At 64.9% G+C, this 14692-nt stretch carries 14 protein-coding genes; 11 read left to right on the top strand and 3 right to left on the bottom strand.

Going from position 1 to position 14692, the window contains the following annotated elements; all coding sequences use genetic code 11:
• Window positions 1–104: 104 nt before the first annotated feature.
• Window positions 105–1109, bottom strand: coding sequence for a YVTN family beta-propeller repeat protein (locus ASG51_RS08305; RefSeq protein WP_056380193.1), 1005 nt, complete (start codon window positions 1107–1109; stop codon window positions 105–107).
• Between the two features lie 56 nt (window positions 1110–1165).
• Entirely contained in the window at window positions 1166–2311 is a 1146-nt protein-coding gene (locus ASG51_RS08300) for an ABC transporter substrate-binding protein (RefSeq protein ID WP_244480094.1), read from the bottom strand.
• A 296-nt stretch (window positions 2312–2607) separates the two neighbouring features.
• Between ASG51_RS08300 and pedF the strand changes: the two genes are divergently transcribed.
• From pedF to ASG51_RS08270, 6 genes are all read left to right on the top strand, one after another.
• A complete protein-coding gene (gene pedF / locus ASG51_RS08295; protein ID WP_056380190.1) occupies window positions 2608–3030 on the top strand; it encodes a cytochrome c-550 PedF in 423 nt (140 codons plus the stop codon).
• A gap of 14 nt (window positions 3031–3044) precedes the next feature.
• A complete protein-coding gene (locus tag ASG51_RS08290) occupies window positions 3045–3929 on the top strand; it encodes a transporter substrate-binding domain-containing protein (protein ID WP_056275071.1) in 885 nt (294 codons plus the stop codon).
• A 202-nt stretch (window positions 3930–4131) separates the two neighbouring features.
• Entirely contained in the window at window positions 4132–5895 is a 1764-nt protein-coding gene (locus ASG51_RS08285; protein ID WP_056380188.1) for a PQQ-dependent methanol/ethanol family dehydrogenase, read from the top strand.
• Window positions 5896–6063: 168 nt separating this feature from the next.
• Window positions 6064–6294: a hypothetical protein gene (locus tag ASG51_RS08280; protein ID WP_082513924.1), complete on the top strand. Its 231-nt coding sequence runs from the start codon at window positions 6064–6066 to the stop codon at window positions 6292–6294.
• Between the two features lie 378 nt (window positions 6295–6672).
• Window positions 6673–7149: a hypothetical protein gene (locus tag ASG51_RS08275; RefSeq protein WP_056380184.1), complete on the top strand. Its 477-nt coding sequence runs from the start codon at window positions 6673–6675 to the stop codon at window positions 7147–7149.
• Window positions 7150–7230: 81 nt separating this feature from the next.
• Window positions 7231–8850 (top strand): AAA family ATPase, encoded by a 1620-nt coding sequence (locus tag ASG51_RS08270; protein WP_056380182.1) that lies wholly within the window; start codon window positions 7231–7233, stop codon window positions 8848–8850.
• 75 nt (window positions 8851–8925) lie between these two features.
• Here ASG51_RS08270 and ASG51_RS25340 read toward each other — a convergent pair whose 3' ends face one another.
• Window positions 8926–9057, bottom strand: coding sequence for a hypothetical protein (locus ASG51_RS25340; RefSeq protein ID WP_277996202.1), 132 nt, complete (start codon window positions 9055–9057; stop codon window positions 8926–8928).
• Window positions 9058–9118: 61 nt separating this feature from the next.
• Between ASG51_RS25340 and ASG51_RS08260 the strand changes: the two genes are divergently transcribed.
• The 5 genes from ASG51_RS08260 (at window position 9119) to ASG51_RS23260 (ending at window position 14655) form a co-directional block, all read left to right on the top strand.
• On the top strand, window positions 9119–9505 hold the full coding sequence (locus tag ASG51_RS08260) for a hypothetical protein (protein WP_056380178.1): 387 nt from the start codon (window positions 9119–9121) through the stop codon (window positions 9503–9505).
• Between the two features lie 485 nt (window positions 9506–9990).
• Window positions 9991–11784 carry a hypothetical protein gene (locus tag ASG51_RS08255; RefSeq protein WP_156389628.1) on the top strand — a complete coding sequence of 598 codons (1794 nt, stop codon included), beginning with the start codon at window positions 9991–9993 and terminating at the stop codon, window positions 11782–11784.
• A 2-nt stretch (window positions 11785–11786) separates the two neighbouring features.
• Window positions 11787–12257 (top strand): hypothetical protein, encoded by a 471-nt coding sequence (locus ASG51_RS08250; protein ID WP_056380174.1) that lies wholly within the window; start codon window positions 11787–11789, stop codon window positions 12255–12257.
• Window positions 12258–12307: 50 nt separating this feature from the next.
• On the top strand, window positions 12308–12718 hold the full coding sequence (locus tag ASG51_RS08245) for a hypothetical protein (RefSeq protein WP_156389627.1): 411 nt from the start codon (window positions 12308–12310) through the stop codon (window positions 12716–12718).
• A 521-nt stretch (window positions 12719–13239) separates the two neighbouring features.
• A complete protein-coding gene (locus ASG51_RS23260; RefSeq protein WP_156389626.1) occupies window positions 13240–14655 on the top strand; it encodes a DUF3987 domain-containing protein in 1416 nt (471 codons plus the stop codon).
• Window positions 14656–14692 lie beyond the last annotated feature (37 nt).

The raw sequence follows: 14692 nt of genomic DNA, 5'->3' as shown, positions 1-14692 counted from the left end.
GGCGGGATGGCCTCCCCACAGGGCCGCGAGGAGAACTAGGACGAGATGGCGCGTCCATGATCCGGCAAAGACCGGCGTGATCCGTGGGCGAACCTGCGCCGCGGTCATGGCGTGGTGCCTGATGGGCCGGCCGGTGCCGGCCGGACCGCCACGCCCCAGGGGAACCGGCCGACCTTGACGCTGCGGATCGGGCGCTGCGTCGCCAGGTCGATCACCGTCACGTCCCCCGACACCCCGTTCGTGGTGAACATGCGTGACTCGTCCGGCGTCATCGCGAGTTGCCAGACCCGGCGTCCGACCAGGATGTAGTTCACGACCCGGTAGGTCTTCGCATCGATCACCGCGACCCGGTCGGAGGGGCCGAGCGCCACGAAGGCGAAACGTCCGTCCCGCGTCAGGGTGATGCCCACGGGCTGAAGGCGGTCCTCGGCGATGCCCTTCACGCCGAACCCCACCGTCTCGACGACCCGGCGGGTGGCCACGTCGATTACCGCCACCGTGCCGCCGATCTCCGAGGAAACCCACAGCGTCCGCCCGTCCGCCGAGAAGGCGGCGGCGCGCGGGCGCTGGCCCACCGGCGTCGCATCGAACGCCGAAAGCGTCGCGACATCGATCCAATGCACCATGTTGGTCGTCTCCGAGGTGGTGACCGCGAGCTTTCCGTCAGGGCTCACCGCCATGCCCTCCGGCTCGATGCCGACATCGATCTGGGCGAGGACCTTGCGCGCCTGCGCATCGACCACAGTGGTGGTGGCGTTCTCCTCATTGGCGATGAACAGCGTGCGGTCGTCCGGCGCGAGGGCGAACTGCTCGGGGTCCTCGCCCGAGGGAAGGTTGTGCCGCACCGCGCCCGTGTCGGGGTCGATGACCTGCACAGCATCCGAATCGCTGGCGCAGATGTAGAGGGTGCGCCCGTCGCGGGAGAAGGTCAGACCGCGCGGGCGCCGGCCTACGGGGAAGGTGCGGACCACCTCCAGGGAGCCGCCGTCGATCACCGAAACGGTATTGTCGCGCTCGTTCGAGACAAAGACCTCCTGGCCCAGAACAGGCAACGCCAGGAGCGCGCCGGCAAGGCAGAGAAGGCTGGCGAGACACGCAGTGCGAGCCATGGCATTCGCCTTCGGATGTCTGTGCGGGCGGTGCGGAGCCGATATGTGCGGTCGCATCAGCCTGCCTTCCGGAAGGTCCGGCACACGCTCTCGGGCTCGTCGAGGCCGAGGGTATCGAGTTCGGTGCGGTGGTGCAGAAACCCCTCGATCGGCGCAACGGCCGTGACCGCACCGGGGCCGATCAGGAACACCGGCTGGCGCAGCTGCCCATTCCAGGCACGGAAGCTCAGGGGCCGCCCCTTGAAGCCGCCGACCTCGAATGTGGGTGCGAGGACCAACGCCGCGACCCTGTCGGGATCGGTGCTGCGCACCTGCACCGCCGCTTCGCCGAGCGCATGCACGGCCATCCAACCGGCATAGTCCACCGGGCGCATCGCCCGCCCGGCGAGCCGGCGGAAGCGCCCCTGGAGTTGGACCGCCGCCCAGGCCTCCACCGGTCGCCCCCAGGCAGCGGGGGTGAGCCCTTGCGTGCCGACGACGGGGCGGGGCGATGCCGTGTTGTAGAGGAGGTTCGTGCCGAATGCCCCCGCCTCGTCGGCCACCGCGACCACGTCGTGCTCGGGACCACGGGTGGGAATCACGAACTCACGCAGCGCCGTGTCCCGTGTGTCGCCGCCCTCCGGATCGAAGCGCGACTCGGCGACGATCCGCAACCCGAACTTCTTCGCGCTCCGCCGCAGCGCTTCGGCGTAGAGGGCATCGGCCGGCGCCGGGCCGGACAACAGCAGGATGCGGGCCCAGCGCTTGAAGGCCAGGAACTGAACCAGGGCATCGGCAAGCATCGCCCGCGAGGGCAGGACATGCAGCAGCCGAGCCCGGCAGTCGGCATCCCGCAGGCGGGTGTCGGGCGCCCCGATATTCAGGAAGACGGTGCCTCGGGCCTCGGGCAGGTCGGTCAGCGCCAGGACGTCGTCGGCCGGCGCGTTCAGCACGACGAACCGGACCGGACCGTGTCCGAGGCTCCTGAACACGTGCCGGAGATCCTCCTCCGGCGCGACGATCCGGGTTTCGAGCGTGAAACCCAGTCCGACGAAGCGGCCGGTGGCGTTCGAGTCCCTTAAACCGAGTTCCGCCCCCTTCAGACCTTCATCGTCGGGGATCGGATCTTCATTATTGAGGGGGGCGGGGCGCTCGATACGCCGTTCGAGGTAGTGGATCGTCAGCGCCTCGCCGGCGGCCGACGCGCGCGTACCGCCGGGCATCGCTATCGCGCCCGCTAGCACCAGGCCGGATACCACCGCCGCTGCGATCCGCGCGGCACGATGGGGACGCGGGCGGCCACGGCCCGCGCCATCCCGCTTCCAGCGCCGACCCTGCATCGGCCCTCCCGCCCTGTTCGTTCTTTGGCGTCAGGATAGCGGCGGCACTGCCGCGGCCGGTATTGGACCAAAGTGCAACGGGGCGGGTGCGGGATTTCGATGCTGACCTGTACCAAAGCACAATGGGTTCGGCTCAGGGCGCTTGCTACCCGTTTCCAATAATAACGGGAGGAACGACGATGAAGCCTGTCATCCTGGGCGGAGGGCTCCTCGCCCTCGGTCTCGCTCTGTCTGCGTCCATGGCGTTCGGTCACGGCGACGTCCAGCCGCAACCCGTCGACACCGCAGGCCTCGCGCCCCTCGGCGAAGGCTGGAAGGAGGAGAATCCATATCGGGGCGACGCCAAGGCGATCGCCATCGGCGATTCGGGCTTCAATCAGAACTGCGCCCGCTGCCACGGTCTTCAGGTCATCTCCGGCGGCCTGGCGCCCGATCTGCGCTACCTTCCGGTTGGCAAGGAAGGCGATGAATACTTCGTCGAGCGCGTGCGTCACGGCGCGATCATCAATGGCATGACGAAGATGCCGGCCTTCGAAGGCGTGCTCTCACAGGAGGCCCTGTGGGCGATCCGCACCTATATCGAATCGAAGCACGAGGAATGAGAAGGTATCCTGCGATGCGGCGTCTCGCTGATCCGTTCGCCCGGACGCGCCACCTCGTCCTGGCCGCCCTCTTCAGCGCGACCTGCCTGGCCACTGGGCGGCCGGCAATCGCGCGGCCCCTCGACGAGGTGACGGCCTCGGGCGTTCTCAGGGTCGCCGTCTACGGCGACAACGTGCCGTTCTCGGGGGAGGGCGAAGCCGCCCCCCGCGGTATCGATGTGGACCTCGCCCGCGCCATCGCCGATCGCCTGAAGCTGCGCCTCGATCTGCGTGTGGTGGATGCAGGCGAGACCGTCGACGGCGATTTCCGTCTCAATCTGTGGCGCGGCGACCTCGCAGGCACACCCCTGGCCGACCTGATGCTGCATGTGCCTCACGACCGGGTGCTGGCCACGCGCAACGAGCAGATTTTCCTGACGACGCCGTATTTCGAGCAGCGCCTCGCCTTCGCCTATCATCGTGACCGGATCGAGGGATTCGAGGGTGTGCGCGACTTGGAAGGCCATGCCGTCGCCGTCGAGGGGATGAGCGCGTCCGACAGCCTCGTGATGAACGCCGAGGGCGGGCGGTATCGCGCCGGCGTGAAGCACTACCGCAGCTTCGACGAGGCGGCGAAAGCGTATCTCGCGGGCGAGGCGCCAATCCTTGCTGGCACGCGCGCCGGCATCGAGGCAGCGCTCTCGGGCGCCGGCGCCTCGCGGGAGAACAATCCCGTGGTCGAGGTGCCCATGCCGGGCATCGTCCGGACTCGATGGGACCTGGGCGGGGCGGTCCGCAGCGATTCTCGCGACCTCGCCTACGCGGTGGGCGATGCTCTGGCGGCCTTGGCGACCGAGGGGCGCCTCAAGGCGATCTGCGACGCCTACGGCGTCACCTACTCCGCGCCGCAAGGCTATTGAGCCGACCGAGCATCGTCGAGGACCGAAAGCCAATACCTCATCCTCAGTCCCGGCACCCGACGGCTATTCGACCAATGGCCAATAAGAATCCCCTGAGAACTTCTCTAGCTTCGACATCAAGGGGCGCCTTCCCAACACATCGGGACGGCGAAACCCAGTGGGTCACGGAGAACCGGGCCTGGCCTTGAGCGGAGGAAATGCCATGAGAATACGCGACCAGTTCCTGACGGCGGTGGGCGTCACTGCCCTTTGCGTCAACCTGACCTTGCCGGCACTCGCCGAAGTCACCGAACAGGACATCCTCAACGACGCGAAGACCACTGGCGACGTCGTTACCTACGGTCTCGGGCCGCAAGCCCAGCGCTTCAGCCCTCTCAAGACGCTCAATCGCGACAACATCAAGGGCCTGGTGCCGGCCTATTCCTTCTCGTTCGGTGGCGAGAAGCAGCGTGGCCAGGAGAGCCAAGCGCTGGTCAAGGACGGCGTGCTCTACGTCACTGGATCGTATTCGCGCATGTACGCCATCGACTCGCGCACCGGCGACAAGCTGTGGGAATACAACGCCCGCCTGCCGGAGGGCATCCTGCCCTGTTGCGATGTGGTGAACCGCGGTGCCGCTCTTTATAAGGACAAAGTCTATTTCGGTACCCTCGACGCCAAGCTCGTGGCGCTCGACCAGAAGACCGGCAAGGTGGTCTGGCGCAAGGACATCGACGACTTCAAGGCTGGCTACAGCTACACCGCCGCGCCGATCATCGTGAAGGGCAAGATCATCACGGGCGTGTCCGGCGGCGAGTTCGGCGTTATCGGCCGGGTCGAGGCGCGCGATGCCGAGACCGGCGAAGTGGTGTGGAAGCGGCCCGTCATCGAGGGTCACATGGGCGAACTCAACGGCAAGCCCTCGACCATGACCGGCCAGGTCAACGAGACTTGGCCGGGCGACACCTGGAAGTTCGGCGGCGGCGCGACCTGGCTCGGCGGCACCTACGATCCCGAGAGCAACCTCGTCTATTTCGGCACCGGCAACCCCGGCCCCTGGAACTCGGCGCTGCGCCCGGGCGACAACAAATGGACCGCCTCGCGGCTCGCCATCAATCCGGACAACGGCGAGATCGTGTGGGGCTTCCAGACCACACCGCATGACGGCTGGGACTTCGACGGCGTCAACGAGTTCGTGCCGTTCGACATGCAGAAGGACGGCAAGACCGTGAAGGCCGGCGGCACCGCCGACCGGAACGGCTTCTTCTACGTCCTCGACCGGACCAACGGGAAGTTCATCTCGGCTACCCCGTTCGTGAACAAGATCAACTGGGCGAAGGGCATCGACGAGAAGGGCCGCCCGATCTACGACGACGCCTTCCGCCCGGGCGACCCGGCAAAGTCCGAGGACGGCAAGAAGGGCAAGTCCGTCTTCGCGGTGCCAAGCTTCCTCGGTGGCAAGAATTGGATGCCGGTCGCCTACAGTCCCGACACCAAGCTGTTCTACGTTCCATCGAACGAGTGGGGCATGGACATCTGGAACGAGCCGGTCTCGTACAAGAAGGGCGCGGCCTATCTCGGCGCTGGCTTCACGATCAAGCCGGTCTTCGAGGATCATATCGGCTCGCTTAAAGCCATCGACCCGGCCTCCGGCAAGACGGTGTGGGAATACAAGAACAAGGCGCCGCTCTGGGCCGGCGTGCTGACCACGGCGGGCAACCTCGTCTTCACGGGAACCCCGGAGGGCTTCCTGAAGGCCTTCGACGCCAAGACCGGTGAGGAAGTCTGGAAGTTCCAGGTCGGCACCGGCGTCGTCGCGTCGCCGATCACCTGGGAGCAGGACGGGGAGCAATGGGTCGGCGTCGCCGCCGGCTGGGGCGGGGCCGTGCCGCTGTGGGGTGGCGAAGTGGCGAAATCCACCGCCGGCATCAACCAGGGTGGAAGCTTCTGGGCCTTCAAGCTGCCCAAGACCGTCGCCACGCGCTGAACGGAGCCGTCATCGGACGGTGGCTCCGGCCATCGCCCGACCGATGACTCCCGAATTTTCTGAAAGCGTGCCGGCCTTCGCTCGAGGGTTTGGCGCGCCCGAGCTCCGGAATGTCGGCGGTATCTCAACAACCGCAGGCATCCCGGAGCTTTCTCATGCCTTGACCATATCGCCCGCTTCGATTGGAGCTGCCCGTTCCGCGTGTCGTGGTGGGGCGTGAGCTTCCCCCTCGCCGCAGCATCCGTCGCGGCCCTGCGGATCGCGACGGCGCGGCCGGGCCCGGCGATCGACCTCCTCGCCGTCTGCCTGCTCGCGCTCGCGACGGCGGTGATCGGATGGCTGCTCGCCCGGACCCTCGTCGGACTCGCCCGCGGGGAGCTGCGTACGCTGGCGCAATGACAGGCAGGCGCGACAGGCCCTCGCTCACCCGCGACGAAGAATTTGAACGTCGAAATTGAGACACCGCGAGAGCCGACTGTGTAGTTGCAAAGGGCGCATCCCTGACAGAGTAGAGGTGGATTACACGTCCGCTTACGGGAGCCGCACGAAGGCGCTTGAACGACTGGGTTGGGTCGGAGGCGGAACGTCTGCTTCAGGGCGAAGAGCCAGGGTCCGTTCCCAACCCCAATCGGACTTTGTAAAACAGGAGTCGAACGCAGACTGACATCTATGAAAATCGATCCCGTAGAATATCGGGGTTCGCGCGATGAGCAATCAGACAAGGCCCCGCCGCAAGCGGGGCTTTCTTCGTTTCGGGGTAGCGCGCTATGCCGGGGCATGCGCGTTGTCTTGTGCCCAGTCCCCGAACACCCCGATGCCGTCGGCACAGTCGACCGCGAGATCCTCACCTATGCTGGACGGGATGCCTACGCCGGCGGCCGTCCCATCGCGCAGGAGGAGATTGGCGAGGCGCTCGCCCAGGCCGTCGAGCAGGCCGCCACGGCGCTGTGGGGAAGCGACTATCTCGGCAGCCTGTCCCGTGTCTCGGGGCTTAACCGCCGGTCGGTCGTGGGCGACCGCATCACCCGGAACGGTGTGCCTGACTGGCTGCTCCGCATCCTCGCCTACGCCGCCGGGCACCCGTCCCCAAGGGCCCTCGGCTACCTGATGCTCGCCGCGGCGGAGGTCCTCGACGCCGATGCCGAGCAGGCCCGCGCTGAACTTGGCGCGCTCGCCCGGCAGGGCCTGGAGGATGCCCTTGCGCTTGTCGCGCGAGCCCGAGACATGAAGCGGCTGCCGGCGGGTACGCGCTAACGTATCCTTCAGGATTGTCGGGGTATGCGGAAGTTCTCTGTGCCTGATTTCCGATCGGGTGCGTGGTGAAGGATACCCGAGATGGACGAGCACACCCCCGCATTCGGGGTCCCCGCACCCCTGCGCGCACTCCTCGCCGGCGCCCCGCTACACGGCGGCAGCCCGCAGCGCGACCTCTACTGCCATCTCGCCTACTCGTGGCCCTCGCTCGTCGTAGACGACCGCCTCGGCCTCTACCGCTCGGTCGGCGATTCGTGGGCCATGGCTGAGCTCCTGACGGGGGCGTGGCAGGCCGCCGCTAGGATGCTCGACCGGCGCGGCCGCCCCAGCCGCACTGCGATGCGCACATTCCATACGCAGCTCTTCGCACTGTGGACGGAGCTCGGTCGGCTGCTGGCCTTGAGGCCGGCGACGGACCTTTACTTCGAGGCCTCCTGCGGCTTCGCAGATCCCCTCGACGATCTGCACGGGCGCCTGACGCTCTATTGCTCGATGCTCGGCGAGCACACCGCGACGCAGGCACTTGTCGACGTCTCATGGCGCGCGGCCCGGGAGGCGCGTCCCATCGATGACGACGCGGTGGCACTGTACGCGGTCGCGTTCGGGGCGACCGTCCTCCAGGGCGACGTGCGCCATCGGCTGTCGGCCGGCACGGACACGGTCGACGTCGTCGGGCAATGGCGCGAGCATGGTCGCGAGGTCCTGGCTGCAGCTATCAAGCCGGTCGCTCCGGCGCGGAGCCTGCCCTCGCACGTTCAGGCCATCGTCGAGGCGCGCAAGGCGCCCGTCGACGATGGGCCGTCGCTGTTGGTTTTGGCGTCGGTCGAACACCTGCCCGGGACCGCCAAGAACAGCGAGAGCAAGCCCGGCGCGGCGGTGCCCTCCACCCCGCGGGGCGAGTACGCTACATTCGCGGGCCGGCGTTTGCCGCTCACTCGCGTGGGAGATCTCGCCGCGGCGCGGGCGGAGCTCCTCGCGGAGTTCCCGTATGCCGCGGGCATCGTCGATGCGGTCCTGCGCGACCTCGCCGGGCGGCCCCACGTCCATGTGCGCCCCGTCCTGCTCGTCGGTTCCCCAGGCTCAGGGAAGACCAGGCTTGCCAGGCGGATCGGCGAGGTGTTGGGGCTCGGTTTCCAGGTCTACTCAGCGTCTGGCGTAGCCGACTCGACGTTCCTCTCGACGTCGAGGGCGTGGTCTACCGGGAGGGCCTCGATTCCGTTGCAGCTCCTGAAGCGCCTGTCCGCGGCGTCGGGGCTCATCGTGATCGACGAGCTCGATAAGACCGCCTCGGGGACCCACAACGGCAGTCTGCTAGATGGGCTCCTGCCGCTGCTGACGGACGACGCGGCCCGTTTCTTCGACGCCTACGTCGAGTCCCCGGTCGACCTTTCCGGCGTCTCCTACATCGCGACGGCGAACGACGTCACCGGCCTGAAGAAGTCGCACCCCGCCTTGATCGACCGCTTTAGGATTTTCACGATGCCGTCGCCCCGGCGCCAGGACCTTCCCGCGCTGCTGCGCGGCGTCATGCGGGAGATCCGCACCGAGCGCGGCCAGGACGAGCATTGGCTGCCCGATCTTGATGGCGAGGAGGCCGAGCTCGTCGAGGCCCACTTCACCGAGGGAGGCAGCGTCCGTGTCGTGCGGCGCCTCGTCGAAACCGTTCTGGCGGGCCGCGAGGCCCTGGCGACCCGGATGTGAGGGGGCGACATGCAACAGCACGACACTCCTCAGGCCGTCCTGGCGCGCGTGAAGCTCGCTTGGTCGACGCGCCGCTCATGCGGGATCATGGCCTCCGCGGCCGACCTGCGCATCGGGCAACTCCTCGCTCTGCTGGATGCCGGGCAGGTATCCCGTGAGGATGCCCTCCGGCTTGCGCTCGAAGCTGAGGCGACGGCCCTGTGCCATGCCCCGCTCCAACGCTTGCGGAACTGCCCTGGCAGGATCTCGCTGTAGCGGCGAGGCCGAGATGGTTGACGTCTACCGCTGCCTGACGCGAGCGCGGCTGCCCTGGTCGCTCCGCGACAGCGGCCGCGTCGTCGGGCACCGGGACGCCCTGGCGCTCCGAGACGTTGAGTTCCGCGTCTCGACCGCCGGGTGCGCCCGCATCCGGGCCCGCCGCCAGCGCGAGGTCGTCGCCTACGCCCGGGGCGTCCTCGTCGAATCCGGAGCGGTCCCGCCAGGCGCGCATCGGGTCCGCTTTCACCCCTACGGACCGCCCGCCTTCACCCTAGACGACGGCAGCCCGATCAGCGCGGCCGCCCTCGTCGTGTTCCTCGCCGACGGCTCTTGCTGGGCCGTCCCCCCATCCCTCGGAGTGTCCCCATGCGTAGCCTCGTCGTCGCCCTCGCGCTGATCAGCGCAGCCTCCCCCGCCGCCGCCGAGGAGAGCCCTTGGTCGGCTCCGGCTTGGTACGTCGGGGCGACACGCACGGTCCGAACCGGTCCGCGAGATCGCGCACGAAGTGATACGGGGTATGGGGGCTTGGCTTTAGCCAAGGTACGGGCAAGAAGATTTTTCAGCCTGCTTTGTCCGGGTTCTACCTCGCCCTTGACGGACGCGAACCGCAGGGAGGCTCGCCAGGCACCCTGAGATGCCCGGATAGGTCTCTACACAACCCCAGGCCCCCGGTGCGCTGCAGCCCCCGTTTCCGGGCGTTTTGAGGCTGGTCTCAACCCCTGCGCGGCGTCCTCTCCTGACGGTGTGTCAAAGTATTGGCGCAGCAACACCCCGTGATTCACCTAGTTTGACCTAAGCCAGCTCCCGTGTTTCATTGTTGTCATCGACCTAGGTCGCGCCACGGACGTGCTGCCCCGTGACAGACCCAGTACAGGGACCGTCGTGACACCTACAACCGCCTACGTGCTGGCCCTGTCCGGGGCGCCCTCCGCTGTCGAGAGCCTTCCCTCTCCGCAGTTTTGCTTCCAGCTACGCCCGCTCGGCTACGCCCGCCTCGTGCACCCGCGTGCCCCGGGCGCCGTCCTGTTCGGGGCGCACATGGCATCCAAGACGAAGAAGAAGGACGACTCCCCGTCGTTCGGCTGGCAGGACCGGCGCTGGAGCCCCGGCGCCCTCGCGAGCCGCGCCGTGGACCTCGGGCGGTTCAAGTTCATGGGCTTCGCCACCTACCCCTTCCACAAGCCCGGTGAGCCCAAGCCGGAGAAGGTCGAGGCCAACTGCATCAGCATCGGCGCATGCTGGGTCGACCTCGACTTCCACGACCACGATGACTGGAAGCACCTCCCGCCCGCCGTCGTCTTGGAGGCCGTCCGGAACACTTGTGCCGAACGCGGTTGGCCTTCGCCGTCCTACGCCACACACTCCGGGAGGGGGCTGCTCGTCGTATGGCTCTACCCGGTCCAGCCCGCCCAGACTGTCATGGCCCGCCACAAGGCCGTCCAGCAGGTCCTGCACGAGGGGTTCCGGCATATGGGTTCGGACCCGTCGGCCAGGACGATGACTAAGCAATTCCGCATGCCGCGGACCGTCAACGAGAAGTCCGGCGTCCCGGTCAGCATCATCTGGCCCGCGATGGTCCGCGAGATCGAGCGGACCACCTTCGACGAGCTCTGCCGCACCGTCCTGCCGTTCAAGCGGCTGACCACGAAGGAGCGGGAGGCCAAGGAGGACGCCGCCAAGGCCAAGCGCACCGCGGCCCGCCTCGCAGCCCGCACGCCACGGGATGGGCACTACGGCGCTCGCCTGACCGGGACGTCTTACTGGTGCACCATCCGCGCGGATCTGGAGAAACTCCTCGCGTTCCGGCACGGCCAAAAGGGCGTCATCGATGGGAAGTCGCGGTCCGAGTTCGGCGCCGGCCGCAACGCCTGGCTGACCTCCCTCGTCTATGCCGCGGCCTGGGACATGACCCCCGAGGAGCTCGACGCCTACGTCATCGAGTGCGCCGACCGCCTCGGCTACGAGCACGCCGAGACCAAGAGCAAGACGTGCAGCATCGTCCAGAGGGCCAAGCAAGCGGCTCGCGGCCTGCGCAGGACCTTCAAGGGGCGCCCGGTCGACCCGCGCTACAAGCTGTCCCCGGCCCGATTCATCGAGACCCTCGCCATCACCCCGCGGGAGATGCGTCGGGCCGACCTGCGCATCTTGGTGGACGAGGCGCGTCGGTCGGAGAACGCGGTCGCCCGCGTCGTGGCCAGCCGCCGCGCCAAGGGCGTGAAGGCCCGCAGCAGCCAGCAGGACCTCCGTCGCCAGGTCGGCGAGCAGGCCCTGGAGATGGTCGCCGAGGGCATGACCGTGAAGAGGGCTGCCGAGCTCTACGGCGCCTCGCCAAGGTGGATGGACAAAGCCCTGCGGGATGCCCGGGCCGTCGCCGGCATCGGCTCCGTGCGGAAGGAGAGGCCGGCATTCATGCCTGAATCCGAGACCACCATCGATCAACCCCTCCTCGTCGTCGACGATGTCGCCAACACCCTCGACACCATCCCGCAGGCCACGCACGAAGTGTTACGGGGTATTAGGCTGGACGCAGTCGACGGTGTTGTCGCTGGCGCCGTCGTGACCTATTCTGCGGCTGTTACGACGAAGGGCAGCACTCTTCTCAGACCGGCGCCCGCTGCGCGCCAACTGGCCCGGCGGGCGTTGTCATGTCCTGACCTCGTAGGGGTGGGAGCGTGACTATGCTGGACGGCACCGCATACGACGAGCGCCGCGCCCGCCTCGGCGCGATCCGCACCGGTTGGTACGGAGACGCCCCAGCCGTGTCCCCGCATGGGCGCCGCATCTACAAGGAAGGCGGCTCGGTCGAGCACCTCGGCGACCAGAACGAAAACCGTCAGCCGCCACCCAGCCATGAGGCAGGGCGTGCATTCCTCCGGTCCCTGCTGCGCGACTGGCGCACAGAGAACGCTCTCCTGGCGCAGTGGGACGTCGAGCACGGTGGAGCGCTGCGGCGCTGCCTCATGGACGCCGGTGTGGCCCTACGGGACGAGACCGACGACGGGCGCGAGCGCGCCGACCATCTAGTTCGCCTGGCATGCAGGGCCGTCACGCCGTCGGGTCTCGCACGGCTCGATGCTAGCGTCGCTGACCTAGCCGCGGTGCCGAAGGGACCATGGCGCTTCGGCTGGCTCGGGCCCGCTTCGATCTGACGTGTGCATTGCCAGGGCTGGTGGCATCCTCCTCGGAGGAGTCCCCGACCATGTTCACCGAGACCTCTCACCTTCTCGCCGGCCTGATCGAGCAGATGCCCGAGGAGGTTCACCTTGACCCCGAGCCCGTGCGCGCGCCCGAGACCGGGTCGGCGCGCACGGCGCGTGAGCGCAGGGAGGCGGCTGAGCGCAAGCGGAGGGAGCGTGCGCGGAGGAAGAGGGGCGGTGTTCCTGACCCTCAGCTGGTCGACCGCGCCATCGCGACGGCCCTCAATGACATTTCCCGCCGCGCCGCCTTTCGTTCCCGTGCGAAGGCGCTGGGAAACTTCAACGGGATGGCCATCACCCTTGAAGCTATCCTCGGGCAGTCCATCCAGGAACTTGTGGAACATCGCGGCGTCGGCCTCCCACAGGCTCGGGCAGCCATCAAGCAGCGCCTCGGGCTGACCCGACAGGCCTGAGCGGGAAAAGCGGGATGCAAAGGCCTGCGCAGGGTGGTGCCGTTGGCCCACCTACGTCGCTCATCGGTTTTCTCACATAATTCAGAGCCATCTGTGTCGCTCGTCGAGTGCAGCTTCGAGGCGATTCCCATTGGCCCCGACTCGGGATCCTTGGGCCGTCGGTCGATCCCACACCTGAGCCGTCCTTGTCCATGATGTGGCAATCCGTGCCGTTGAATGGGGCGCCTGCTACTTTGCAACTCTGCTACCGAATTTGAGTCGGCTTCTTTTGGTGATGGAAGAACTCTCGGGTCAGCTTAACTGTGGATGAAGCTATCATCGTCCGTTCTGAACGGACCGCAGACGCGAATTTGCTTGACAGGCGTTGAGGGCCTGTAGCACCGTAGCACTGTTGCACCGTTGCTAATTTACAGGCTGATACAGAACGAGAGGGGAACGTTTCGTTCCCGGCGACTCACGTTAAAAAAACTGAGAATTACTATAGAGGGTTCCGTAATCCACGAAAAAACTGCGAGTATACAATGCGTGACAACAGAATCGAAAATTCAGATGCAATCTCTGAAAAATATCCTGTAGTAAATCCGATCTTCGATACAAATTATCCTGTCGATGCGCTCGGTGCGACAGCCGATCTTGCACGATCTTTAGCTATAGCATTCCAAACGCCAGTAGAAATTGTTGCACAAAGTTTACTTAGCGTATTGTCATTGGTCACTCAATGTATTGCAAATTCACAAACACCATTTGGGTCTGATTGCCCTCTTTCCCTATGTCTAATCACAGTAGCGGAGCCTTCTGCGCGAAAAAAATATGTCGAAAAACTAATCTTTGCAGAAATTGAAGCCTATGAACAAGGCCTGCAAGACATGTTAATACATGACCCTCAAGTCAAAAATCTATCAGATAAATCGTTGAAGTCAAAAGTTATAAATCAAAACTTATTAGAGTCCTTACATAGAGCGCCAGCATCAAAGTTGGACGTTGTAATAAAAGGGCTCTCAAAACTGGCAAACTCGATTGTATACAGTAGCAACGATTTAACACAATTTGTTGGTGAAAACAAACGTCGTCTGTCGACTGCAAATTTACTTGCTAATTCATATCTTGATAGGCTATGGTTTGGCGAGAATATTATCGTATCGCAGGGTTCAACGGCACAGCTTCTTCGTGGTCGAAGGGTAACGGTAAGCCTCAACGCGAGCCCCGAATCCGCGTCAGATGTACTACGTATTGATAGATCGAGTGCCCAATCGCTGCTATCTAAGGCGCTTGTTTCTTGGCCAAAATCAATCGTGGGCGACAAAAATAGTGTAGAAGTTGATCCAAGCAAAATTGATGGTCTTGAGGATTTCAATAATCGCTGTATCTCGTTATTAACGAAGGCAGATTTTCCGCCTGGATCTGATTCTAGCCAACTATCGGCGCGGGTGCTTAAATTGGATGGAGAAGAGCGTAAAACGCTTTTGAATTTCCTGGATCAAGTTGAGGGGCACTCAGGAGATAGCCAGTATTTTTCCAAAATATCGGCTTTTTCGGAAAATTCTGCTGAGCATATCTGTCGAATTGCTGGTGTTCTGCAGATATACGCGGATCCCAAAGCCCTCAGAATTGATGCGGAACATTTAAAAAGTGCGATGGAACTCTTTTCGTACTATGCGCTGCAGATGTATAAACTTCAAGAAAATAACTCTCTCGCTGACGGCGAGGCTGACGCGAATTGGCTGCTGCTATGGCTGCAAAATAATTACAGCAAGCACCTAAATGCCACGGGAAGCGAAATATTCAAGGTGCGGTATATTCAGCAGAACACTCACTTACCTCTTAGAAAAGCAGACATAATTCAAAGATCTTTAGAAATACTACATTCTCGGCGAGTGATTTTATTCGACAAGAATAATAAACTAGTGAAGCTATTATCAGAGGATGCGCAAGAGTAAGGCGGGGACTCCGTCGGCGACGTTCATGCAGCGTCTT

The organism is Methylobacterium sp. Leaf465, from assembly GCF_001424705.1.
Taxonomy (GTDB): domain Bacteria; phylum Pseudomonadota; class Alphaproteobacteria; order Rhizobiales; family Beijerinckiaceae; genus Methylobacterium.
Note: the sequence above shows the minus strand (reverse complement) of the source record. Positions and strands in the feature narration are given on the sequence as shown.